This window comes from Streptomyces sp. NPDC057950 (genome assembly GCF_042887295.1).
Classification (GTDB): Bacteria; Actinomycetota; Actinomycetes; order Streptomycetales; family Streptomycetaceae; genus Streptomyces; species Streptomyces kaempferi.
This window is the reverse complement of the sequence record NZ_JBHVPP010000002.1, coordinates 132,177-155,987: the sequence shown is the minus strand read 5'-3', so window position 1 is coordinate 155,987 and position 23,811 is coordinate 132,177. Positions and strand designations below refer to the sequence as shown.

The window sequence follows — 23,811 nt, the reverse complement described above, 5'->3', positions numbered from 1 at the left end:
TCTACGGCTCTCATGGCGCGGTGTCCTCGGCGAGGATCCGCGCCATGCCGCGTTCCGCGAGCGCGGTGATCGTCACGAAGGGGTTGACCCCGATCGAGCCCGGCACCAGTGAGCCGTCGGTGATGTACAGGTGCGGATAGCCCTTCACCCGGCCGTAGTTGTCGGTCGCCCTGCCCAGCACGCAGCCGCCGAGCGGGTGGTAGCAGAAGTCGTCGGCGAAGGTCTTGTTGCCGCCGAAGAGGTCGTAGCGGTAGATCGTCGCGTTGGCCGCGTTGATCCGGTCGAAGAGCTTCTTGGCCATGCTCACCGAGACCGCGCTCTGGGCCGCGGTCCAGCCGAGCTTCGCGGAGTCCGTGGCGGCGTCATAGGTGAAGGACGCGCGCTCCGGGTTCTTGGTGATCGCCAGATACAGGCTGATCCAGTGTTCCAACCCCATGGGCAGCGGGGCGATTTCGGCGAAGACGGGGTTGGAGGTGTTCGCCCAGTCGTCGATCCCCATCACGGGCATCGTGGCCTGGTTGGCGCCGACCGTGTCCCAGATGTGGTTGGCGCGGCCGGTCATGACGTTGCCGTTGGTCCCCCAGCCCGTTCCCACACTGGCGTCCAGGGCGGGCAGGGCGCCGGTCTCCCGGGCCCGGACGAGGAGTTCGGTGGTGCCGAGGCTGCCGCCGCCCAGGAAGAGGTACGTGCAGCTGTACTGCTTGGTCTCCACCACCGCGCCGGTGATGTCGATCCGGTCGGCGGTCAGGGTGTACGTCCCGTCGGCGGCGCGCTGGACGGCCCGGACCCGCTCCAGGGTGTGGATGGTGACGTTGCCGGTGCCGAGCGCGGCGGCGAGGTACGTCTTGTCGAGGCTCTTCTTGCCGTAGTTGTTGCCGTAGATGACCTCGCCCGCGAGCGCCGACTTGGTGGCGGTGCCGGCCGCCTCCCGCTGCATGTAGGAGAAGTCGTAGACGTTCGGTACGAACGTGGTCTTCAGGCCGGCGTTCGCCGCGGCCTTGCGGGAGGTCCGGGTGAACTTGTACCACTCGGTGGACTCGAACCAGGTGGGGTCGACCGTGTTGACACCGAGCATGGTGCGGGCGCGCGGGAAGTAGGTGTTGTACATCTCCGTGGCGTCCACGCCGGGGAACTGCTCGGAGAAGTACGACTGCGGGGGCGTGACGGCCATGCCGCCGTTGACCAGCGAGCCGCCGCCGACCCCTCGGCCGACGTAGACGGACATGTGGTCGTAGTGGACGCGGTCCAGGACTCCCGGGTACCGGCCGATGTCCTTGTTGACGAGGTCCAGCCACAGGAACGTGGCGAGCGGGGCCTCGGTGCGGGTGCGGAACCACATGGAGCGCTGGTCGGGGGCGCTGGTGGAACAGAAGACCTTGCCGTCGGAGCCCGCGGTGTTCCAGAGCCTGCCCATCTCGATGACGAGCGTGCGGATGCCGGCCTGGCCGAGGCGGAGGGCGGCCACGGCGGCGCCGTAACCGGAACCGATCACGATCGCGGGGGCGTTGTCGACGGCGGCGGGTTCGGCGGCGTGCGCCGACTGGAGACCGATGCGGGTGAGGCCGACGGTGGCGGCCGTCTGGAGGGCGACCATGCCCAGGATTTGACGTCTTGTCAGGTGACGGTTAGTCATCTGATGATGGGTCAGATTTTCTGTCATGTGCGCAGCATCGGCGGATTATTGGCTTCCGCCTAGGGGCTTCGCCCGGATTTCGAGGAGGCGGGGGTCGCTGCGGGTGGGGAGGCGCGGGAGCGTCGGGGTCCTGCGCGGCCCCGCGCCCCTGAGGGGTGGGCTACAGGAGGGTCTTGAGTCTTTCCGCCAGGAGGTCCCAGCGCCACTTCTCCTCGACCCACTCACGGCCCCGTTCGCCCATGCGCCGGCGGAGTTCCGGGTCCGCGAGGAGGGTGACGACGCGGTCGGCCGAGTCCTCCGGGGAACCGCCCCGCACGACCCAGCCCGTCTCGCCGTCGAGGACCGCGTCGGGCGCGCCGCCCGAGTCGCCGGCGACGACCGGCAGACCGGTCGCGGACGCCTCCAGGTAGACGATGCCGAGACCCTCGACGTCGAGGCCGCCCCGGCGCGTGCGGCAGGGCATCGCGAAGACGTCCCCGGCGCCGAAGTGGGCCGGCAGCTCCGACCACTCCAGCGCTCCGGTGAAGCGGACGGCGTCGGCGACACCGGTCCGGTACGCGAGATCGCGCAGCTCCTTCTCGTACGGTCCGCCGCCGACGATCAGCAGCACCGCCGCCGGCTCCGCGGCGAGGATGCGGGGCATGGCGAGGATGAGCGTGTCCTGCCCCTTGCGCGGGACCAGGCGGGAGACGCAGACCACCACCGGCCGGTCCGCCAGACCGAGCCGGGCGCGGACCTCGGCGCCGCCCGAACCGGGGTGGAAGGTCTTCTCGTCGACGCCCGGCGGCAGCTGGACCATGCGCGCGGCCGCGGCCGGGCTCAGCGCGGAGGCGATCCGCGAGCGCGTGTACTCCCCCAGATACGTGACCGTGTCCACGGAGTCACCGATCCGCCGCAGCATCCCGCGCGCGGCGGGCAGTTGAGCCCAGCCGGCCTCGTGACCGTGCGTGGTGGCCACCAGCCGCCCGGCACCCGCCCGGCGCAGCGCGGGCGCCATCAGGCCGAGCGGGGCCGCCGCCCCGAACCACACCGACGTGCACCCGTGTTCGCGCAGCAGCCCGACGGCGCGGCGGGTGACGGCCGGCGTCGGCAGCAGCATCGTCGTACGGTCGCGTACGACGGTGAAGGGCTGTTCGGCGTCGAAGGCCGCCGTCGCCTCCGCACCCTCCCGGCCGCGCTTCCAGGTGGAGGCGTAGACGACGAGCTGCTCGGGGTCCAGGCGCAGCGCCATGTTGTGCAGGAACGCCTGGATGCCGCCGGGGCGGGGCGGGAAGTCGTTGGTCACGATCAGGGTCTTGTCCATCGCGCCCGACAGTACCGAAACCCCCACGCCCGCACGCGCCCGGCACACACCCCCGCGCACGGCCCCGCTTCGTGGCTCTCGCGCAGTCCGGGACGCCATCATGTCTCCACGTGGAACCGCGCGGGATCCGAACGGACGAGGGCCAGGTGGGCATGACGGGCGCAAGGGGGGCGGGCTTCCCGTACGGACTGCTCGGGGCCTGGATCCTGACCAGGCTGCTGCTGCTGTTCTTCGTCCTGAGGGTGTTCGTGCTGCCCGGCCCGGACGTCACCAGCGACGTCTCGGTGATCTACCAGGGCTGGTACGAGATCCTGCGCACGGGCACCTTCCCCCTCGACGACGTGACCTGGCAGTACCCGCCGGCCGCGTCGCTCGCGATCCTCTCCCCCGGGCTGCTGCCCTTCCTCGACTACCCGTCCGCCTTCTTCGTGCTGGCCCTCCTCGCCGACCTGGTGGTGTTCGCGCTGCTTCGGTACGCCGGCGTGCGCCCCGGCAGGACGCTCCGCGGCGCCTGGGTGTGGGTGGCCGGCCTCCCGCTGCTCGGACCGACCGTCTACGCCCGCTACGACGTGATGGTGACGGCCGTGGCGGTCGCGGCGCTGCTCGCGGGAGCCCGTCACCCGCGCGTGATGGGGGCTCTCGCGGGCTTCGGGGCGCTGTTGAAGGTGTGGCCCGTCCTGCTGCTCGCCGGAGCCGTGAAGCGCCGCGCGTGGACCGCGGCGGCGGTGACCGGCGGCGGGATCGCCCTGCTGTTCTGGGCGGCGATGCCGGGCGCCTTCTCCTTCCTCGCCTTCCAGCGGGGCCGTGGCACCGAGGTGGAGTCGCTGGGCTCCCTGGTCTTCCACGTGGCCCGGCACTTCGGCTGGAGCGGTCAGGTGCTGCTCAACTACGGCTCGGTGGAATTCCTGGGCCCGTACGTGGACGTGGTGAGCGCGGCGGCGCTGACGCTCACCGCGGCCGCCCTGGCCTGGCTGCTGCTGTGGCGGCTGCGCACCGCACGCATGCGGTCGCACACCCTCGCCGACGCCGCCTTCACGGCGGCCTTGATGTTCACCGCCACCAGCCGGGTCATCAGCCCGCAGTACATGGTGTGGCTGGTCGGGACCGGCGCCGTCTGTCTCTGTTTCCGGGGCAGCCGGATGACGCCGCCGGTGGCGATGGTGGTGGGCGCGTGCGCCGCGACCGTGCTGGAGTTCCCGGTCTGGTTCTCGCACGTGGTGATCAGCGACTGGCTGGGCGTCACCCTCCTCCTGGCCCGCGACGGGCTGCTGGTGGCCGCCGCGCTGCTGGCCGCCCGCGAACTCTGGTGGGGCACGGTGACCCACCCCGCCCCGACGCTGCCCGCGCAGGCCGCACGCGCCAGGGAACCCCTGAGCCCCTCCTGACCGCGGGCCCGGGGGCACCGTCGGGAGGCGCTCAGCCGAGTCGGGTCCGCAGATAGGTCCGCCACTGCGCGGTGAACTTCTCCGGCGTCGTGCGCAGCACGTCCCGCAGCGCGCCCTCCACGGCCCCCGCCCGCTTCCCGTGGTCGCCCACCGCCCGGTAGAAGTCGTTGAGCCGCACCTCGCCCCAGCGGTCGGCGATCAGCCTGCAGGCCATCCAGCCGCCCTCGTACGCCCGCGCCAGCCGCGCCGCGTCCCCGGTGAACCCGAAGTCCCCGTCGGCCGGCAGCGCGGCCGGGAGGTGGCCGTCCAGCACCGCCCGCTGCAGCTCCGGCGCGACCTGGACCGCCGTACGCCCGCTTCCTCGGTAGCCGACCCAGTCCGCGTACCCCTCGGACAGCCACAGGGGCGTGGCGGCGGTCGTGTGGACCCGGGTGGCGACGTGCGTCGTCTCGTGGGTCAGCACGACCTGCTTGCCGAGGTCGCCGAGCACGCCGTACGCCTCGGGGTTGACGATGATCCGGTCCGCGGGCGCCTTCGCCGAGCCGCCCGCCTCCCCGGTGGTGACCGCGGCGATCCCCCGGTAGCCGGACGCCGACGCGCCGAGCAGTCCCGCCATGCCCTCCAGCGACTTCGGGACGAGGACGACGACGTGCCCCGCCCAGTCCGTACCCCATGCCTCGGAGACGGCGGGCACCGCGCGGTCCGCGAGAGCCGCGTAGGCCCGCAGCCGCTCACCGGACTGCCCGACCCCCAGGACGAGGCTGTGCGCGCCCCGTACGACCGTCACCGCGCCCTGCTCCCACAGTTGCTGACCGGTCTTCTTCGCGGGCGCGTCGGAGGCGACCCGCCACCGCCCGTCGTCGTGGACCAGGCGCAGGGTGCGGGCGACCGTGACGGGAGCCCTGTCGTAACCCTCGACGCGGTAGCGCAGTTCCGCGTCGGCGGTGGCCCGGTCGCCGGAACGGCGCAGGTCGGTCAGGTGATACGCCCAGGCGGCCAGCGGGACGGCGCGCAGCCGCCGGAACTCGGTGACCGGGCCGGAGGGTTCCTCGGTGGCACGGTACGCAGCCTCGTCCCGGTCGAGGACCGCGCTCGCCCGCCGGTCGAGGACCCGCTGCACCTCGGCGGCGGCGGTGTCCGGGGCCGGACGCCCGCCGCAGCCCGCCAGCACGCCGAACAGCAGCACCAGGGAACACCCCGCCCGCGACGCACGCCCTCGACCTGCCACGTTCCCGATCGTACGGCGGTCCGGCGGCGCGGTCAGACCCGCGTCACGGACGAGATCGGCATCATGCCCACCGGGTCGTAGCGCACGGCGGCCCCCGGATAGGGCGCGTGGATCACCTGCCCGTTGCCCGCGTACATCGCCACGTGACTCGCGTCCGACCGGTAGGTGACCAGGTCGCCGGGGCGCGCCTGGGAGAGCGGCACCTGGTGTCCGGCGTAGCGCTGCTCCTGCGAGGTGCGCGGCAGACCGATCCCGGCCCGCGCGTACGACCACTGCATGAGGCCCGAACAGTCGAAGCCGCCGGGCCCGTTGGCGCCCCACACGTAGGGGCGGCCGAGCGCGGAGCGGGCGGCGGCGAGGGCGGCGGCGGCACGCCCCGAGGAGGGCACGGCGCTTCCGAGGTCGGGGAAGCCGGGGCGTCCGGAGCGCGAGGCCCGGTCGTAGGCGTCGCGCATGGCGTCGGGCAGCGCGTTGAGCAGTCGCCGCGCCTCGGTGAGCTTCTGCTCGATCGTCCGCTTGTGGTGGGCGACGGCCCGGCTGCTCCGCTCCAAGTCGGCGAGTTTCCCGGTCGCCTCCTCCCGCTCCTGGGCGAGATCGCGCATGGCGAGCTGGAGGTCCTCGAGTTCCCCGGCCTGGTGGGCGGTGATCCGGTCCAGCACGGCGGCCTTGTCGAGGTATTCGGCCGGGTCGTCGGAGAAGATCAGCGCGAGGGAGGGGTCGAGGCCGCCCGCGCGGTACTGGGCCCCGGCGAGCGAACCGAGCGCGTCCCGCATCGTGTTGATGCGCTCCTGCTGGCGGGCGATCCGGTCCTGCGCCGTGCGTACCTCCTTGCGCAGCGCGCCGGCGCGCTCGCCGGCCTTGTTGAACGCCTCGGTGGCCTTCTCGGCCTGCGTGTAGAGACGGTCCACCTCGGCCCGGGTGTCGTCCTGCGGTGCCGCGGCGGCCGGTACGGCACCGAGGGCGGCTGCGGCCACGGACATCACGGTGACGGTGATGCCGGTGATGCCCGCGGTGCCGGCACCCCGGTCGGACCCGGACGGTGCACGGCGGCGATGGGACCCCACGGTAGCCGCTCTCCCTTCCGCTGACGGTCCCCCTGAATCGGGGGAAACGCGGCAGACAGTAGCCGTGCGACCACGCACCGGCCAAAGACCTCGGGGGGCGCACATGGCTGCGCCCCGCCGGAGACGCAGGTCACCGACGGGGCGTGGGGTCAGCGGGAGTCAGCGTGATTCGCCCGTTTGGGCGGCACGCCGAGGAGAACCTCGGAGCGGTTCGGCGGGCCGGATCAGACCCGGACGCCGAACTGGAACGCTCCGCCGATGGTGCTCATCGACTCGTAGCGCACGACCGTGCCGGTACGCGGGGCGTGCAGCACCTGGCCGCCGCCCGCGTACAGCCCGACGTGGTGCAGGTCGCCGAAGAAGAAGACCAGGTCACCGACCTGCAGATCGCTCTGCGAGTAGATGCGGGTGCCTATGGTGGCCTGCGACTCGGAGGTGCGGGGGATGGAGACACCGGCCTGGGCGTAGGACCAGGAGGTGAACCCGGAGCAGTCGAAGGAGCCGGGGCCGGTGGCGCCGTAGACGTACGGGGTGCCGATCTTGCTCTGTCCGGCGGAGTACGCGGCACCGGCGCGTCCGGAGCCGGCCTTGCCGGGGCTTTCCAGGACCGCGCGCGTGCTGGCGCGGGTGGCGCGCGACTGCTCCTCGTCGAGAGCCGCCTTCTCCTTGGCCGTCAGGGAGTTGAGGAGCTTCTGCGCGGAGGCGAGCTTGCCCTGGACTTCCTGCTTCTTCTTCTTGAGCTCGGCGCGGGTGTCGGAGAGGTCCTTGAGCTTCTCGGACGCTTCCTGCCGCTGCTGGGCGAGCTCGCGCTGCTTCTCCTGGACCTTCTTCAGCGCCTCGACCTGCTGACTGCTCAGCTGGTCCATCGCGGACGCCTTGTCCAGGTAGTCGTCCGGGTTCGAGGAGAGGAACAGCGCCACGGAGGGGTCGATGCCGCCGGTGCGGTACTGGGCGCTGGCCATCGAACCGAGGCCGTCACGCAGCTGGTTGAGGTCTTCCTGGCCGCGGGCGACGTTGTCCTGCAGGGTGCTGATCTGCTTCTCCAGCTTGTCCTGCTTCTCCTTGGCCCCGTCGAGCTTCTCGGTGGCCTGCTCCGCGTCCTGGTAGAGGGCGTCGACCTTCGCCTTGACCTCGTCCTTGCTCGGCTTCTCGCTGGGCGCGGCGTTGGCGGCGTTGGCGCTGAGGGCCACGGCGGCCGCGGCGGCGGTGGTGAGCACGGTCACACGGGTGCGGCTCGGCTGCTTGGGTCGACGGTGGGACGCCACGAAGGCGAGCTCCTTCTTCCTTCAGCCGCCTGCCGAGACGCCGACGGGCGGTGCCCCTCCGCCGTCACTCCCAATGAGTGATCACCCGAGCGGAGGTTCGAGCCCCGACCCTAGTGACCTTCCTGTGATCAGTTCAAATCCAAACCTGAAAAATCTCGGTTACCGAGCGCATTCTTTGCACTCAACTCACCTGCAGTGATACCTGATTGACCCTACGTTGCGTGAAGGTCCAGCCAAACGGGCCATTGCGCCCGGACGTTACACATGGGACGTACGAGCCCTTTGAGGCGTAGGCCGCAGATCGCCGACCCGGCGAAAGTCACTTGACGAACCGGGCGAAATCCCCTCGCGCGCCCCCGCGGACCACCCGTCGGCCGACCCCACGGGAAACACGCTCGGCCGACCCGCACGGTGAACGCTCGGCCAACTCCGCGGTGAACGTTCGACCCAACCCCGCGGTGAACGCTCGGCCAACTCCGCGGTGAACGTTCGGCTAACCCCGCGAAAAGCGCTTCAGCAGCACCACGGACGCGACCGGCCGGGCGCCCGCCTTGGCGATCCCGTCGGCCACCTCGCGGTCGGTGGAGACCACGATGACCGGCCGACCGGGCGGCTCGGCGCGCACCAGCTGGCGGATCAACTCGTCCGCGGTGACCCCGGCTTTGGAGAACAGCACCCGCACCCCGCGCGGCGGCGCGAGCAGCACCGGCGCGGCCAGCTCCGCCCCGTCGAAGACACAGGTGACCTCGGCGCCGGTCTGCGCGGCGAGCTGGGAGAGCTGCCCCAGCAGCCGCAGCCGCTGTTTCTCCAGAGGCATCTGCGGATAGCCGGTCTTGGTGACGTTGTACCCGTCGACGACCAGGTGCGCCTGCGGCAGCGCGAGCAGCTGGTCGAGGATCGCGGGATCGTTCTCGGACAGCGCGCGAGCGGCGATGTCCTTGGGGGTCATCCGCCCCGGTTCGACCGCGTCCACGGTCTCGGCGGGCCGTACGGACACCGGTGGCAGGGCGAGTTCGCGCCGCAGCCCCTGCGCCGCGTCCAGCACGGTGTCCAGCAGCAGGCGGACACGCATGTCCTCGACGCTGCGCCCCTCGCGGGCCGCCTTGCGGGTGGCCTCCAGGGCCGCCTCGGCCTCGGAGAGCCGTGTCTTGAGCCGCCGGCTCTCGCTCTCCGCGGCGGACACCTGGGCCTGCCCCTCCGCCCGCGCGGTGTCCGTCTCGCCCTGGAGCTTGCGCAGCGCGGCCTCGCCCCGCTTGACGTCGCTGAGGGCACCGCGCAGCTTGCGGTGCAGCGATTCCGACTCCTTCCTCGCGGACTCCAGCTCGGTGCGCAGCCGTTCGGTCTCGGTCCGGGTGTGCGTCCGCGCCTCGGCGAGCTCCTCGCGCAGTCGCTCCAGCTCCGCGCGGCTCTCGTCGTCGGCCCGCTCGGCGTCCGCCCGCAGGGCCTCCTCGCCCGCCGCGGTCACCAGCTTCACCCAGCCCGTGGGGCGCAGCACATAGGCCGCGGCCGCCACGTCCAGCGGGTCCGCGGCCGGGGGCGGCGCGCCGGACTCGAGGGCGCCGACGAGCTCCGGCTGCGCCTCTCTGAGCTTTTCGGCGATACGCTGCCTGAAGAGCAGGTCGGTCTCCAGCGCGGCGGCCATCGCGTTGCCGGCGAACTTCGCGCGCCGGTTCGGCGCGAAGCGCGCGTACTGCCGCAGCTGAACCGGCAGTTCGGCGACGGTAAGACCGCCGAACCCGTCGGAGACGATCTGCACGACACGGCGGCGCACGCCGTCGGGCAGCGGACGGTCGAGCACCTCGGCGGCGCCGTCGTCCGGCTCCCCGCCTGTGGTCTCCGCCATCCGTCACTCCATCGTCCGTGCGGGGCCCGCTCCCTCAGGAGCCGACGCCCGGCCTGTCCACCAGTTCCACCTGATCCACCGCGTTGCACCAGCGGCAACGCACCGACTCGATGGTCTCACTGACCACCTCGCGCTCCTCCACGCTCGGCTCACCTGCCAGGTCGAGGTGCACGTACTCGACGACCTTCGACGAGCGGGTCACGTCGAAGCGCGTCAGATTGCCGCACAGCGTGCAGCGCCAGCGGGTGTCGGCGGTCGGAAGGGGAACCGTCATGTGGCAGTCGCTTTCCTTCTGGTGTCCGTGTGGCTCGTAACCCTACGGCCTGGCGGGTACTCGACGCTCGGCCGTCCACAGCGGCGAGGCACTCTGTGTGCATCGGTCCGGTTACGTCATGCTCTGCAACATGATCGGCAACTGGAGTACGACGGTCGGCAGGACGGTGCGGGCCCAGTCCGCGCCCGTGGCGTACGGGCTGATCGTCCTGTGCTGCGTGATCTTCGTGATCGGCCCGGCGTCGGGGTTCAATCCGACGTACGGCACCGGGGACGAACTGCTCGTCGCGCAGCGCGCCTACTTCCGGCGCTGGGGCGTGGTGCCCGCCGACCTGCTCAGCGGCACTCCAGGCGCCCTGCTGACCCCCGCCACGGCCCTGTTCATCCATGGCAGCTGGCTCCACCTCCTGGGCAACATGCTCTTCTTCTACGTCTTCGGGGCCATGACCGAGGAACGCATGGGCCACTTCGAGTTCGCCCTCTTCTACGTCGGCTGCGGCTATCTCGCGCTGGTCGGCTACGCGATCGCCAACTCCACCTCCGAACAGACCCTGGTCGGTGCCTCGGGAGCGATCTCCGCGGTCCTCGGAGCGTTCCTGTACCTGTTCCCCAAGGCCCGGGTGACCAGTCTCTTCCCGTTCCTCTTCTTCCTGCCACTGCGCTTCCCCGCCTGGATCGTGCTGCCGTTCTGGGCGGCGCTGCAGTGGCTGGCGGCGGGCCGCAGCCCCTCGGGTCCCGGGGTCGCCTATCTGGCGCATCTGGTGGGCTTCTCGGCGGGCTTCCTCTACGCGTGGGTGCGCTTCCGGCGGCCGACTAGAGTGAAAGTCCCAGCAGCGGCCCCCGAGGGAGAAAACCAGCCGTGATCACCGCGATCGTGCTCATCAAGACCAGCGTGGACCGGATCCCCGAGATCGCCGAGTCGATCGCCGCGCTGGACAGTGTCAGCGAGGTCTTCTCCGTCACCGGTACGTACGACCTGATCGCCATGGTCCGGGTCAAGGCCCACGACGACCTGGCGGACGTCATCCCCGGCAGCATCAGCAAGATCCCGGGGGTCGAGGGGACCGACACCCACGTCGCGTTCCGTACGTACTCGCAGCACGACCTGGAGGCGGCGTTCGCCATCGGCCTGGACTCCTGACCGGCCCGGCTCCCTGACCAGCCCGGCTCCCTGACCGGCCCGGACTCCTCACCGGCCTGGCTTCCTGACCGGCCTGGACTCCTGAACGGCCTGGACTCCTCACCCCGCGCACGCCCGCACGCCGCTCCGTGCCGCCGCGGGTCCTCCGCGGCCGCCGGGTCAGACCGCGGGCACGCAGCGACCGCCCTCGGTCCGGTAGCGCCACTGGGCACCGTCCCGCACGAGCTCCTTCACGGCGCGTACGAAGCGCTCCACGTGCTCGTCCGGGGTGCCCGCCCCGAAGCTGACGCGGATCGCGTTGAGGGACTTCTCGCCGGGCGCGGCCTCCGGGGCCCCGCACTCGCCCTGGGCCTGCGGGTCGCTGCCGAGCAGCGTGCGCAGCAGCGGGTGCGCGCAGAAGAGGCCGTCGCGCACCCCGATGCCGTACTCGGCGGAGAGCGCCGCCGCGAAGTGCGAGCTGTTCCAGCCCTCGACGACGAACGAGATGACGCCGACCCGGGGCGCGTCGTCGCCGAACAGGGAGAGCACGCGCACGGCGGGCACCTCGGCGAGACCTTCCCGCACCGTGCGGATCAGGTGCCGCTCGCGGGCGACGATCCGGTCGAAGCCCTCCTCGGTGAGCGCCTTGCAGGCGGAGGCGATGGAGTAGGCGCCGATGACGTTGGGAGACCCGGCCTCGTGCCGTGCCGCGCCGTCGTGCCACTCGACGTCGACACCGCCGTCCGCGCGCCGGGCGACCTTGCGGCTGGCACCGCCGCCGGCGAGGTAGGGATCGGCGTCGCGCAGCCAGTCGGAGCGGCCGGCGAGGACACCTGAGCCGAAGGGCGCGTACAGCTTGTGCCCGGAGAACGCGACCCAGTCGACGTCGAGATCGCCGACGGACACCGGGTGGTGGGGGGCGAGCTGGGCGGCGTCCAGGACGATCCGGGCGCCGTGGGCGTGCGCGGTGGCGGCGAGCTCGCGCACCGGCCACAGCTCGCCGGTGACGTTGGAGGCGCCGGTGACGCAGACGAGGGCGGGTCCGCGGGGGTCGCGGTCGGCGAGGGCACGCTCCAGGACCGCGACGGCCTGCCCCGGGGTGCGGGGCGCGTCGAGGTAGCTGACCCGGGCGTCCTGCCAGGGCAGCAGCGAGGCGTGGTGCTCGGTCTCGAACACGAAGACCTGGCAGTCGGCCGGGAGGGCGGCGGCGAGCAGATTGAGCGAGTCGGTCGTCGACCGGGTGAAGACGACCTGGTCGTCCTCGCGGCAGCCAAGGAACTCCGCGACGGTCCTGCGGGCGTTCTCGAAGAGGTCGGTGGACAGCTGCGAGAGGTAGCCGGCTCCGCGGTGCACGCTGCCGTAGTACGGGGCGTACGCGGCGACGTCGTCCCAGACGCGCTGGAGGGCCGGGGCGCTGGCGGCGTAGTCCAGGGCGGCGTAGGTGACCTCGCCGCCGGTGACGAGCGGGACGGTCACATCACGGCCCAGAACGGGCAGCGGGGCACATACGGACTGGTCGGCGGCAGCGGTGGAGACAGACATGGCGCACTCCTGTGAGAGGCAGGCGGGAGCACCGCGCGGGCGGGGGCGTACGGAGGTACGCGCGCGCGGCCCGGCGCAGGTGAGGGTGAAAACTGAAAAAGGGTGTGCGGCGGCGGGGCTCTACGCCCTAGCGCATTCGCTTGCTCACAGAAGGCTCCCTCGAACGACCAGGACCCCTGGGATTCTCGAGGGGTCCGCGCTTGCCGCAGACCTCGCTGCCTACGGCCTGGTCTTCACCCGGGGCACCCCGCCACGGACGGAGGGTTGCCGGACAGCCGGCCGGGGCCTGATGGCTGTCGCTCATGACCTGATACCGCATCCTGCCACACGATCTTCCGGCCGCAACCCCGGCGTCCACATAGCGGTACGCGCTCCCGCCGCCCCTACCCGTCCCGAACGCCGGGCGGGCTTGGGAGTTCAGCCCACCCGGCGTTCGGGGACAAGGCCCTCGCGGCCGGAGCGCGGGTCTGGGGCGGCAGCCCCCAGGTACGGCGGGGGCCGCCGCACCGATGGGCTACGCGTTGGTCGCCGCCACCCAGCGGTCCAGCGCGGCGCGCGCCGCCCCGGAGTCGATGGCCCGAGCCGTCTTCACCATCGCGGCGCCGAGCTGGTCCACGAGTGACGCGTCCGTCGGGGACAACGCCACCAGCGCCGCCGCCGCGTTCAGGACCACGGCGTCCCGTACGGGCCCCCTCTCGCCGTCCAGGACACGGCGGGCGACCTCCGCGTTGTACGAGGCGTCGGCACCCCGCAGGGCCTCCACGGGCACGAGATCGAGGCCGACGTCCCGCGGATCGAACCGTTCCTCGGTCACCTTGCCGTCCCGCACGACCCAGACCTTCGACGTCGCCGTGGTGGTCAGCTCGTCCAGCCCGTCGTCACCGCGGAAGACCAGCGAGGAGTTGCCGCGCTCGGCGAAGACACCGGCCATGATCGGCGCCATCCGGGCGTCGGCGACACCCACCGCCTGCGCCCTCACCCGCGCCGGGTTGGTCAGCGGGCCGAGGAAGTTGAAAACCGTCCGGATGCCCAGCTGCCCGCGCGCCGCCGCCACATGACGCAGCGCCGGATGGAACTTCACCGCGAAGCAGAAGGTGATCCCGGCCTCCTCGGCCACCTCGGCCACCCGCTTCGGGGTCAGCTCCAGATTGACGCCGAGCTTTCCCAGGACGTCCGAGGCACCGGACGCCGACGACGCGGCCCGGTTGCCGTGCTTGACGACCTTCGTACCCGTCCCGGCCACCACGATCGACGACATCGTGGAGATGTTCACCGTCTTCGCGCCGTCACCGCCCGTACCGACGATGTCGACGGTCTCCCCGGGCACCTCGATCACCTTGGCGTGCTCGTACATCGTGCGGACCAGACCGGTGATCTCCTCGACCGTCTCGCCCTTGGCCCGCAGCGCCACCACGAAGCCGGCGATCTGCGCGTCCGTCGCCTCGCCGCTCATGATCCGGTCCATCGCCCAGGCCGTGTCGTCCGCGCTCTGGTCCCGGCCGTCGAGCAGGCCGTTCAGCACGGTGGGCCAGGAACGGCCCGCCGCGATGTCGCCTCCAGCGGGGGTCACAGCACTCATATGCCGCTCCTGGGTTCGTAGACAGGTACAAGCAGGGTCCACCCTATCCAGCCCGGGCACGGCGAAGAGCCCCCGTCCAAGGGACGGGGGCTCCTGCCGTGGCGATCAGTGGGACCGGTGAGGACCGGCCGGAGGATCAGTGGTGGCCGTGGCCGCTCGTGATCTCCTCGTACTCCTCGACCGTGGGCTTGGGGATCTGGCTGTTCTCCCCGTAGAAGCCCTTGCTGAGCTTGGCACGCAGTCGCTGCGCGCCGTTCACCTTGCGCTCGACACCGTTCTCGTCGACCACCGGACCGATCTCGGCGGGCTGGTACTGCTCGTGCGCGGTGAGCGTGTGCAGGGCCTCCTGGCCGAGCGGCTCGTGCACCTCGATGAACTCACCGTGCGGCAGGCGCTTGATGATGCCCGACTCGCGGCCGTGCAGCACCTTGTCCTTGTCGCGGCGCTGGAGGCCGAGGCAGATCCGCTTGGTGGCGATGAAGACGAGCACCGGCACGACGAAGAACGCGATCCGGACGAACCAGGTGATCGAGTTGATCGACAGGTGGAAGTGCGTGGCCCAGATGTCGTTGCCGCCACCGACCAGCAGGACGAAGTACCAGCTGATCCAGGCCGCGCCGAAGGCGGTACGGGTCGGGACGTTGCGCGGGCGGTCCAGGATGTGGTGCTCGCGCTTGTCGCCGGTGACCCAGGACTCGATGAACGGGTAGACCGCGATCGCGACCAGGACCAGCGGGAAGATCACCAGCGGGATGAACACACCCAGGACGAGCGTGTGACCCCAGAAGTTGATCTCCCAGCCCGGCATGACACGGATCAGGCCCTCGGAGAAGCCCATGTACCAGTCAGGCTGGGCGCCCGTGGACACCATGTCGGGGCGGTACGGGCCGAGCGACCAGATCGGGTTGATCGAGGCGATCGCCGCGATGGCCGCGATGGCACCGAAGACCAGGAAGAAGAAGCCTCCGGCCTTGGCCATGTAGACCGGCAGCAGCGGCATGCCGACGACGTTCTTGTTCGTCTTTCCGGGGCCCGCGAACTGCGTGTGCTTGTGGTAGAAGACCAGGATCAGGTGGCCGACGACCAGGCCGAGCATGATGCCCGGCAGCAGCAGCACGTGCACGGAGTAGAAGCGGGCCACGAAGTCGCCGCCCGGGAACTGACCGCCGAAGAGGAAGAACGACAGGTACGTGCCGACGATCGGCACGGACAGGACCGCGCCCTCCATGAAGCGGACACCGGTGCCGGAGAGCAGGTCGTCAGGGAGCGAGTAACCGGTGAAGCCGGTGAACATGCCCAGGACGAACAGCAGGAAGCCGAACAGCCAGTTGACCTCACGCGGCTTGCGGAACGCACCCGTGAAGAACACGCGCATCATGTGCACGAACATGCCGGCGAGGAAGATCAGCGCCGCCCAGTGGTGGATCTGCCGGATCAGCAGACCACCGCGCACCTCGAAGGAGATGTGCATGGTCGAGTTGAACGCCTCGGACATCAGCTGACCCTGCAGCGGGACGTAGCTGCCGTGGTATTCCACCTCGTTCATCGACGGGTGGAAGAACAGCGTCAGATACACACCCGTGAGGATGATGATGAGGAAGCTGTACAGGCAGATCTCACCCAGCATGAACGACCAGTGGTCGGGGAAGATCTTGCGCATGTTGGCCTTGGCCAGGGAGTAGATCCCCAGACGGCCGTCGGCCCAGTCGGCCACCCGCTCACCGGCGGGCGCCTTCTCGCGCGAGCGCGAGTCGGAGGTGGTGGTAGTACTCATCCGCGCTCCCAGAAGGCAGGACCGACGGGCTCGTCGAAGTCGCCGAGCGCCTCGAGGTAGCCCTCGTCGTTCACACCGATGCGCAGCTGCGGCAGGGCATGACCGGCCGGGCCGAAGATCACTCGGGCACCGTCGGAGAGGTCGAAGGTGGACTGGTGGCAGGGGCAGAGCACGTGGTGCGTCTGCTGCTCGTACAGGGAGATCGGGCAGCCGACGTGGGTGCAGATCTTCGAGTACGCCACGATGCCCTCGTGCGACCAGGCGAGCTCGCGCTTGTCCTTGATGTTGTCCGGCTGGAGCCGGACGATCATCACGGCGGCCTTCGCGATCTCCTGCTGGAATTCCTCGTCCTTCTCCTCCAGGCCCTCGGGCTTGACGAAGGTGAGCGAGCCGACGGCGATGTCGGAGGGACGCAGGGGCTCGTTCGTGTTCACGTTGACGAGCAGCTTGCCCTTGGCCCAGATCGTGTGGCGCAGCTTGGTGCCCGGCAGCGGACCGAGGTCGCGCAGCAGCATGACGCCGGAGAGCGGGAACAGGGCCAGCGCGCCGAACATCGTGGTGCGGATCAGCTTGCGGCGGCCGAGCGCGGACTCCTTGGCACCCTGCTTGAAGTCGGCCAGGACCTTGGCCTTGACCTCGGGCTCCGCCTCGATCGGGTGACGCTCGTCGGCGATCTCCACGTCGGACATCAGGGTGCGGGCCCAGTGGACCGCGCCCGCGCCGATCGAGAAGAGCGCCACACCGAGCGTCATGCCCAGCGCGAAGTTCAGCGCGCTGATGTGCCCGAGCGGGAAGACGAAGATCGACTTGTCGTTCGGGATCGTCACGTACGAGGCGATGAAGGCCGCGGTGGCCAGCATCGACAGCGTGAACAGCATCGCGACGACACGCTCGGACCGCTGGGCGGCCCGCTCGTCGATGTCCTGGATGCGGTGCTCGTGGGGCGGCAGTCCCGGGTCCGCGAACGGGTTGTCCTCGTTCGCGACGGCTACTGCGCCGTGACCGTGCTCGTGGACCTGCTCAGCGGGCAGGTTCTCTTCTGGAATGTCTTGGCTACTCATGACTTCTTGGCCTTTGCGGTCCGAGCGGCGACCCAGACGGCGACGGCGACCAGGGCGCCAAGACCGAAGATCCAGCCGAAGAGGCCTTCACTGACCGGCCCGAGGCCGCCCAGTTCGAGACCGCCGGGGCTCTCGGTGTTGTCACCGTTGACCGCGTCGAGGTACGCGATGATGTCCTTCTTGTTCTTCTCCGACAGCGTGGTGTCGGGGAAGGAGGGCATGTTCTGCGGGCCGGTCTGCATGGCCTCGTAGATGTGCTTGGGGTCGACACCCTCAAGACTCGGCGCGAACTTGCCGTGCGTCAGCGCGCCGCCCTTGCCGGTGAAGTTGTGGCACTGGGCGCAGTTGGTGCGGAATAGTTCGCCGCCCTTGGCGATGTCCGCGCCCTCCGGGCTGACCTGGCTCTTGGTCGGGACCGTGGGACCAGCGCCCAGCGAGGCGATGTACGCCGCGAGCTGGTCGATCTCGGCCTGCGAGTAGATGACCTTCTTGCGCGGGATCTGCGCGCCCGGCTGCTGGGCCGGCATACGGCCGGTGCCGACCTGGAAGTCGACCGCCGCGGCGCCCACACCCACCAGGCTCGGCCCGTCGGAGGAGCCCTGACCGCCGGTTCCGTGGCAGCTTGCGCAGCCCACGGAGAAGAGCTTCTTGCCCTCGTCGATGGCAAGGGACTGGGCGGTGGTGTCGGCCTGCGCCTTGCTCGCGGGTGCGAACGCGGCGTACAGCCCCCCGGTGGCCGCCAGCGCGAGGAGTAGGACGACGACCGCCGCCAGCGGATGGCGTCGTCGTGCGGAGAGCTTTTTCACGGATTACCCCGGTGTCAGGATCTTCTGCGTCGATGCTTCTGGATGTTTCGGGCTGCGGGCCCGATTACTTGATCATGTAGATCGTGGCGAAGAGGCCGATCCAGACGACATCGACGAAGTGCCAGTAGTAGGACACGACGATGGCGGCGGTCGCCTGCTCGTGAGTGAACCTCTTGGCCGCGTAGGTGCGGCCGAGGACCAGCAGGAAGGCGATGAGGCCGCCCGTCACGTGCAGGCCGTGGAAGCCGGTGGTCAGGTAGAACACCGAGCCGTACGGGTCGGAGGAGAGCGAGAGCCCGTCCTTCTTGACCAGTTCGGTGTACTCGAAGATCTGACCGCCGATGAAGATCGCACCCATCACGAACGTGACGGTGAACCACATCCGGAGCTTCTTCACGTCCCCGCGCTCGGCGGCGAACACGCCGAGCTGGCAGGTCAGGGAGGAGAGCACCAGGATCGTGGTGTTCGAGGCCGAGAACGGGAAGTTGAGATGGCCCGCCATCTCCTTCCAGTGATCCGGTCCGGTCACCGATCGCAGGGTGAAGTACATCGCGAAGAGGGCCGCGAAGAACATCAGCTCGGAACTCAGCCAGATGATGGTTCCGACGCTGGTGAGGTTCGGTCGATTGACCGACGGGTGCGCGTGCCCGGTTTCTACTGTCGTTGCTGTCGCCACGACCGACATTATGTCGGTCGCTTATCCCGCCCTCACCCCGGGGGGTGCCGTTCGGGGTGTCTGTGGGGTGTGTCCAGCCCGTATGGCCCATCGAAGCCCTGTCCGAACCGGTGTTGACGAGGTGTTTGAAGGAGTAGCATCCGCGCCATCGGTACCAGGGGTACCCGACCGATGCGGTGCTTCTCAGACGCGTGGAGGAACAATGCAGCCGACCGCCACGGTGCTGGTCTACAGTGACGACTCCAACACCCGGGGGCAGGTGCGGCTGGCGACAGGCCGCAGACCGGCCTCCGACGTTCCCCAGGTCGAGTTCATCGAGTGCGCGACGCCCGCCGCGGTCCTGAAGGAGCTGGACAGGGGCGGCATCGACGTCTGCGTGCTGGACGGCGAGGCGGTCCCGATGGGGGGCATGGGGATCTGCCGGCAGATCAAGGACGAGATCTTCAACTGCCCGCCCGTGCTCGTGCTCATCGGGCGCCCCCAGGACGCCTGGCTGGCCACCTGGAGCCGTGCGGACGCCGCGGTGACCCTGCCGGTCGACCCGGTGGAGTTCGCCGCGTCCCTGGCCTCGCTCCTGCGCCGCAAGGCCCTGCTCGGCGCCTGAGGGCCCGGACTGCGGGCCGCCGCGGCGGCTGAGGGCCGCCTGGGGCCCCGCATGCCGCTTCCCGCGCCCTCCACGGGGCGCGGGACCGCGGCTGCGGCTCACACGGACTCGGGACGCAGGCGCGCCTTCTCCGCCACCGGCGGGCCGTCGGGGGTACCGCCGACCAGGGCACTGCCGCTGCGCCAGTTCGCCCAGGAGACGTTCCAGTCGCCGAAACCGTTGTCGAACGCGGCCATCTGGGCCCCGTTGGAGTTGACGACCTTCACGATGTCGCCCACACGCACGTGGTTGAAGAACCACGCCGCGTTGCTGGTGCTCATGCCCGTGCAGCCGTGGCTGACGTTGGCGTACCCCTGGGAGCCCACGGACCAGGGCGCCGCGTGCACGTACTCCCCGCTCCAGGTGACCCGGGTCGCGTAGTACACGGGCAGGTCGTAGGAGTCGGAGGAACCCTCGGCGATACCGACGGTGGTACCGCGCATCCGTACGACGTACTCCTTGCTCAGCACCACCTTGACGCCGTTGCGCGTCTCGAAGCCGGGCTTGCCGGTGGTGATGGGGATCTTGTTGATCACCGCGCCGTTCTCGTACACCGTCATGACGTGCGTGCCGGCGTCCGTGAGGGCGACGAGCTGGTCTCCGGTGGTGAGCGTCAGCGGCTTCGCGTCGCCGCCCCAGAGCCCCGCACCGACCTTGACGCCCTTGAGGTTGCTGTGCGCCTGGATGGTGGCGTGGGCGGGCCAGTACTCCTTGGGGCGGTAGTGCAGGGTCTTGTCGTCCACCCAGTGCCAGGCGCCCTCCGTCGCGGGCGTCGAGTCCACCCGCAGGGCTCGCTCGACGATCGTGCGGGCGGCCTTGTCCTTGACGGGGGCGCTGAGTTGGGCGGTGACAGGCTGTCCGACGCCGTACTCGCCGGCGTCGGGCCCGAAGGTGACACCGAGTGTCTTCTTGGCCTTGGGCGTGGTGGTGTCGAAGCCGATGGACTTACGGCCCTGGGCGCCGTCCTCGTCCTCCGTGCTCACCTGCACCGTGTAGTGGGCCCCGGCGGCCAGGGCCGAGGTGCTGTGCCATCGGGTGCCGTCGGCGGCCAGCTCACCCGACACGTAGCGGCCCGTCGCGTCCGTGGCGGTCACATCGGTGATGCGCTCGTCGTCATCGTTGACGGTGATCTCGAGTGGCTTGTCCGGGTCCACCTTGCTGCTGTCGCCTTCGACCGGGCCCTTGAAGGAGATCAGGCCCGCCGCGTCGTACGGCTTGGCCGCCAGTGGATGACTGTCTGAGCCGCAGGCGGTGGTGGCCGCGCCGAAGGCAACCACCAGCGTGGCGCAGCTGACGACCGTGCGGATTCGCGGTACGTGGTTCATGAGCTCACGCTATGAACGGCCGGCCGCGACGGCACGGCGGGTGAGCCGACCGGGGGACATCGGGCGCGACACGCAGAGAGCCCGGACCCTCCTGACGGAGTGTCCGGGCTCTTTGGTGTAAAGGGTGTCCCGCGCGTGGCACGGGCCGCTGGGTCCTACTGGGTGCGGTCCTGACCGTGGTAGAACTCGAAGACCCAGCCCCACAGGCCGATCAGGATGAGCGGGGCCGAGAAGTACAGCAGCCACCAGCCGAAGACGACGCCCATGAAGGCGAGCGCGCCGCCGATGCCGAGCGAGAGCGGCTGCCAGCTGTGCGGGGCGAAGAACCCCACCTCACCGGCCTCGTCCGCGACGTCGGCCTCCTTGTTGTCCTGCGCCAGCTGGTCGACCCGCCGGGCCGTGAAGGCCAGGTAGTAGCCGATCATGACGCTCAGGCCGAAGCCCAGGAAGAGCGCCGTGGTGCCGGCCGGCTCCTTCGACCAGAGGCCGTAGACGATGGCCATGATCAGGATGAAGAGGGCCAGCCAGAGGAACATCTTGCCTTGGACCTTCACTTGCCGGCCTCCTTTCCGCCGGCCAGGGCCGCCGAGCCGTGACCGGCGTTCTCGAGCTGGTCGAGAGCGGCGATCTCCGGGTGGTGCAGGTCGAACGCCGGGGATTCACTGCGGATCCGCGGCAGGGTGAGGAAGTTGTGGCGCGGCGGCGGGCAGGAGGTGGCCCACTCGAGCGAACGGCCGTAACCCCACGGGTCGTCGACCTCGACCTTCTTGCCGTACTTGGCGGTCTTCCACACGTTGTAGAGGAACGGCAGGATCGACAGGCCCAGCAGGAACGAGGAGATCGTCGAGACCGTGTTCAGGGCGGTGAAGCCGTCGGCCGCGAGGTAGTCCGCGTAACGGCGCGGCATGCCCTCGGCGCCCAGCCAGTGCTGGACCAGGAACGTGCCGTGGAAGCCCACGAACAGCGTCCAGAAGGTGATCTTGCCGAGCCGCTCGTCGAGCATCTTGCCCGTCATCTTCGGCCACCAGAAGTGGAAGCCGGAGAACATCGCGAACACCACGGTGCCGAAGACCACGTAGTGGAAGTGCGCCACCACGAAGTACGAGTCGGAGACGTGGAAGTCCATCGGCGGCGAGGCCAGGATGACGCCCGTCAGTCCACCGAAGGTGAACGTGATGAGGAAGCCGGTGGCCCAGAGCATCGGTGTCTCGAAGGACAGTGAGCCCTTCCACATCGTTCCGATCCAGTTGAAGAACTTCACGCCTGTCGGTACGGCGATGAGGAACGTCATGAAGGAGAAGAACGGGAGCAGCACGCCACCGGTGACGTACATGTGGTGCGCCCACACGGTCACGGACAGACCCGCGATCGCGATGGTCGCGCCGATCAGGCCCATGTAACCGAACATCGGCTTGCGCGAGAACACCGGGATGACCTCGGAAATGATTCCGAAGAAGGGCAGCGCGATGATGTACACCTCTGGATGGCCGAAGAACCAGAAGAGGTGTTGCCACAGCAGCGCTCCGCCGTTCGCCGCATCGAAGACATGTGCCCCGAATTTTCGATCCGCCTCCAGGGCGAACAGGGCCGCCGCCAGGACGGGGAAGGCGAGCAGCACCAGAACCGCGGTGAGCAGCACGTTCCACACGAAGATGGGCATACGGAACATCGTCATGCCGGGAGCGCGCATGCAGATGATCGTGGTGATGAAGTTGACCGCGCCGAGGATCGTGCCGAAGCCGGAGAAGGCCAGACCCATGATCCACATGTCGGCGCCGACACCCGGCGAACGGACCGCGTCCGACAGCGGCGAGTAGGCGAACCAGCCGAAGTCGGCCGCGCCCTGCGGGGTGAGGAAGCCGCCGACCGCGATCGTCGAGCCGAAGAGGTACAGCCAGTACGCGAACATGTTCAGCCGCGGGAACGCCACGTCGGGCGCGCCGATCTGCAGCGGCATGATCCAGTTCGTGAAGCCGGCGAACAGCGGCGTCGCGAACATCAGCAGCATGATCGTGCCGTGCATCGTGAACGCCTGGTTGAACTGCTCGTTCGACATGATCTGCAGACCGGGCCGCGCCAGCTCGGCGCGCATGAGCAGCGCCATGACGCCGCCGATGCAGAAGAAGGCGAACGACGTCACCAGATAGAGCGTGCCGATCGTCTTGTGGTCAGTGGTGGTGAGCCACTTGATCACGACGTTGCCCGGCTGCTTGCGCCGCACCGGCAGCTCGTTCTCGTACGAGTCGTCGGCGTCCGCGGCACCCTGGGGTTCGTTGAGGATGCTCACAGGTTGTTCGTCTCCCGGTTCTTCTCGTGGCCCGTCTGCTCAATGCCGGCCGGGATGTAACCGGTCTGCCCCTCTGCCGCGAGCTGCTTGAGGTGAGCCTCGTAGCGCTCGGGCGAGACGACCTTCACGTTGAAGAGCATCCGGGAGTGGTCGACGCCGCACAGTTCGGCGCACTTGCCCAGGTAGGTGCCCTCCCTGTTGGGGGTCACCTGGAAGGAGTTGGTGTGGCCCGGGATGACGTCCTGCTTCATGAGGAACGGCACCACCCAGAAGGAGTGGATGACGTCACGCGAAGTGAGGACGAAGCGGACCGTCTTGCCCTTGGGGAGCCAGAGGGTCGGACCGGGGTTGTGCGTCTGCGGGTTCCGCTCACTCGGAGTGCCGGCCTCGTAGACACCGCCGGCGTTCGCCGGGAAGTCCGTCTTGAACCGGTCCGGAATGGCGTCCAGGTTCTTGTCGGTCTTCGCGTCACCGGTGACACCGGGGACGTTCTCGATGTAGTTGAAGCCCCAGCTCCACTGGTAGCCGACCACGTTGACCGTGAGGTCGGGCTTCTTGTCGAGGCTGAGCAGCTTCGTCTCGTCGCGGGCGGTGAAGTAGAACAGCACCGAGACGATGATGAGCGGGACCACCGTGTACAACGCCTCGATGGGCATGTTGTACCGGGTCTGCGGGGGAACTTCGACCTTGGTGCGGCTGCGCCGATGGAAGACGACGCTCCACAGGATCAGACCCCAGACCAGCACGCCCGTGGCGAGCGCGGCCGCCCACGAGCCCTGCCAGAGGGAGAGGATCCGCGGAGCCTCCTCCGTGACCGGGGTGGGCATACCAAGGCGGGGAAAGTCCTTGTATGTGCAACCGGTGGCGGTCACCAGGACCAGGCCCGCAGTCATTGCCTGCAGCAGCTTCCGCCGCATCGGGCGCCGCGGCGAGCGGTCGGAGCCGTTGGGACTCACGTAGCGCCTTCCCGAGAGTCTCGCCCGCGCTGGTTGGCTACGGCCCTT

General features: G+C 69.7%; 21 protein-coding genes and 1 riboswitch. Of the genes, 4 read left to right on the top strand and 17 right to left on the bottom strand.

Features of this window, described 5'->3' with window-relative positions; translation table 11 throughout:
* Positions 1-10: 10 nt before the first annotated feature.
* Both ACFVTC_RS04900 and ACFVTC_RS04895 read right to left on the bottom strand, forming a co-directional pair.
* Complete coding sequence (locus ACFVTC_RS04900; protein WP_390123990.1) at positions 11-1,594, bottom strand: GMC oxidoreductase; 1,584 nt, start codon at positions 1,592-1,594, stop codon at positions 11-13.
* A 199-nt stretch (positions 1,595-1,793) separates the two neighbouring features.
* Positions 1,794-2,936, bottom strand: coding sequence for a glycosyltransferase family 4 protein (locus ACFVTC_RS04895; protein WP_390123988.1), 1,143 nt, complete (start codon positions 2,934-2,936; stop codon positions 1,794-1,796).
* 152 nt (positions 2,937-3,088) lie between these two features.
* On the opposite strand from ACFVTC_RS04895, the gene ACFVTC_RS04890 reads away from it, so the two are divergent.
* Positions 3,089-4,321, top strand: a complete 1,233-nt coding sequence (locus tag ACFVTC_RS04890) for a glycosyltransferase family 87 protein (protein WP_390123986.1) — start codon at positions 3,089-3,091, stop codon at positions 4,319-4,321.
* A 31-nt stretch (positions 4,322-4,352) separates the two neighbouring features.
* Here the strand turns inward: ACFVTC_RS04890 and ACFVTC_RS04885 are convergent, their stop codons facing one another.
* The 5 genes from ACFVTC_RS04885 to ACFVTC_RS04865 form a co-directional block, all read right to left on the bottom strand.
* Positions 4,353-5,549, bottom strand: a complete 1,197-nt coding sequence (locus tag ACFVTC_RS04885) for a hypothetical protein (protein WP_390123984.1) — start codon at positions 5,547-5,549, stop codon at positions 4,353-4,355.
* Positions 5,550-5,581: 32 nt separating this feature from the next.
* The gene (locus ACFVTC_RS04880; protein WP_390123981.1) at positions 5,582-6,613 is read right to left on the bottom strand and encodes an NlpC/P60 family protein; all 1,032 of its coding nucleotides are present in this window, start codon (positions 6,611-6,613) and stop codon (positions 5,582-5,584) included.
* A 224-nt stretch (positions 6,614-6,837) separates the two neighbouring features.
* On the bottom strand, positions 6,838-7,878 hold the full coding sequence (locus tag ACFVTC_RS04875) for an NlpC/P60 family protein (RefSeq protein WP_390123979.1): 1,041 nt from the start codon (positions 7,876-7,878) through the stop codon (positions 6,838-6,840).
* A gap of 493 nt (positions 7,879-8,371) precedes the next feature.
* Positions 8,372-9,721 (bottom strand): NYN domain-containing protein, encoded by a 1,350-nt coding sequence (locus ACFVTC_RS04870; protein ID WP_390123977.1) that lies wholly within the window; start codon positions 9,719-9,721, stop codon positions 8,372-8,374.
* A gap of 34 nt (positions 9,722-9,755) precedes the next feature.
* A complete protein-coding gene (locus tag ACFVTC_RS04865) occupies positions 9,756-9,995 on the bottom strand; it encodes a hypothetical protein (protein ID WP_168527743.1) in 240 nt (79 codons plus the stop codon).
* Positions 9,996-10,125: 130 nt separating this feature from the next.
* Between ACFVTC_RS04865 and ACFVTC_RS04860 the strand changes: the two genes are divergently transcribed.
* Positions 10,126-10,857, top strand: a complete 732-nt coding sequence (locus ACFVTC_RS04860; protein WP_390123975.1) for a rhomboid family intramembrane serine protease — start codon at positions 10,126-10,128, stop codon at positions 10,855-10,857.
* A complete protein-coding gene (locus ACFVTC_RS04855; RefSeq protein ID WP_148013620.1) occupies positions 10,854-11,135 on the top strand; it encodes an Lrp/AsnC family transcriptional regulator in 282 nt (93 codons plus the stop codon). The genes ACFVTC_RS04860 and ACFVTC_RS04855 overlap by 4 nt, the downstream gene beginning before the upstream one ends.
* 159 nt (positions 11,136-11,294) lie before the next feature.
* Here ACFVTC_RS04855 and ACFVTC_RS04850 read toward each other — a convergent pair whose 3' ends face one another.
* The 6 genes from ACFVTC_RS04850 to ACFVTC_RS04825 all read right to left on the bottom strand — a co-directional run bounded on the left by ACFVTC_RS04850 (position 11,295) and on the right by ACFVTC_RS04825 (position 18,561).
* A complete protein-coding gene (locus ACFVTC_RS04850) occupies positions 11,295-12,656 on the bottom strand; it encodes an aminotransferase class V-fold PLP-dependent enzyme (RefSeq protein WP_390123973.1) in 1,362 nt (453 codons plus the stop codon).
* A 191-nt stretch (positions 12,657-12,847) separates the two neighbouring features.
* Positions 12,848-12,964, bottom strand: a riboswitch (SAM riboswitch).
* A gap of 206 nt (positions 12,965-13,170) precedes the next feature.
* Positions 13,171-14,235 (bottom strand): anthranilate phosphoribosyltransferase, encoded by a 1,065-nt coding sequence (gene trpD, locus ACFVTC_RS04845; RefSeq protein WP_390123971.1) that lies wholly within the window; start codon positions 14,233-14,235, stop codon positions 13,171-13,173.
* A 136-nt stretch (positions 14,236-14,371) separates the two neighbouring features.
* The gene (locus ACFVTC_RS04840) at positions 14,372-16,009 is read right to left on the bottom strand and encodes a cytochrome bc complex cytochrome b subunit (protein WP_390123969.1); all 1,638 of its coding nucleotides are present in this window, start codon (positions 16,007-16,009) and stop codon (positions 14,372-14,374) included.
* Positions 16,006-17,070 carry a Rieske 2Fe-2S domain-containing protein gene (locus ACFVTC_RS04835; RefSeq protein WP_390123967.1) on the bottom strand — a complete coding sequence of 355 codons (1,065 nt, stop codon included), beginning with the start codon at positions 17,068-17,070 and terminating at the stop codon, positions 16,006-16,008. The genes ACFVTC_RS04840 and ACFVTC_RS04835 overlap by 4 nt, the downstream gene beginning before the upstream one ends.
* Complete coding sequence (locus ACFVTC_RS04830; protein ID WP_266698637.1) at positions 17,067-17,876, bottom strand: c-type cytochrome; 810 nt, start codon at positions 17,874-17,876, stop codon at positions 17,067-17,069. Before ACFVTC_RS04830 ends, ACFVTC_RS04835 begins: the two co-directional genes overlap by 4 nt.
* Positions 17,877-17,940: 64 nt before the next feature.
* The gene (locus ACFVTC_RS04825; RefSeq protein WP_168527748.1) at positions 17,941-18,561 is read right to left on the bottom strand and encodes a heme-copper oxidase subunit III; all 621 of its coding nucleotides are present in this window, start codon (positions 18,559-18,561) and stop codon (positions 17,941-17,943) included.
* 193 nt (positions 18,562-18,754) lie between these two features.
* Here ACFVTC_RS04825 and ACFVTC_RS04820 point away from each other — a divergent pair, with 193 nt between their 5' ends.
* Entirely contained in the window at positions 18,755-19,156 is a 402-nt protein-coding gene (locus tag ACFVTC_RS04820) for a hypothetical protein (protein ID WP_168527749.1), read from the top strand.
* A 98-nt stretch (positions 19,157-19,254) separates the two neighbouring features.
* Here the strand turns inward: ACFVTC_RS04820 and ACFVTC_RS04815 are convergent, their stop codons facing one another.
* The 4 genes from ACFVTC_RS04815 to coxB form a co-directional block, all read right to left on the bottom strand.
* Positions 19,255-20,520: an Ig-like domain-containing protein gene (locus ACFVTC_RS04815; protein WP_390123963.1), complete on the bottom strand. Its 1,266-nt coding sequence runs from the start codon at positions 20,518-20,520 to the stop codon at positions 19,255-19,257.
* Positions 20,521-20,675: 155 nt separating this feature from the next.
* Positions 20,676-21,074, bottom strand: coding sequence for a cytochrome c oxidase subunit 4 (locus ACFVTC_RS04810; RefSeq protein ID WP_168527751.1), 399 nt, complete (start codon positions 21,072-21,074; stop codon positions 20,676-20,678).
* Positions 21,071-22,807, bottom strand: a complete 1,737-nt coding sequence (ctaD, locus tag ACFVTC_RS04805) for a cytochrome c oxidase subunit I (protein ID WP_168527752.1) — start codon at positions 22,805-22,807, stop codon at positions 21,071-21,073. The genes ACFVTC_RS04810 and ctaD overlap by 4 nt, the downstream gene beginning before the upstream one ends.
* Positions 22,804-23,763, bottom strand: a complete 960-nt coding sequence (gene coxB / locus ACFVTC_RS04800) for a cytochrome c oxidase subunit II (protein ID WP_390123961.1) — start codon at positions 23,761-23,763, stop codon at positions 22,804-22,806. The genes ctaD and coxB overlap by 4 nt, the downstream gene beginning before the upstream one ends.
* Between the last annotated feature and the right edge of the window lie 48 nt (positions 23,764-23,811).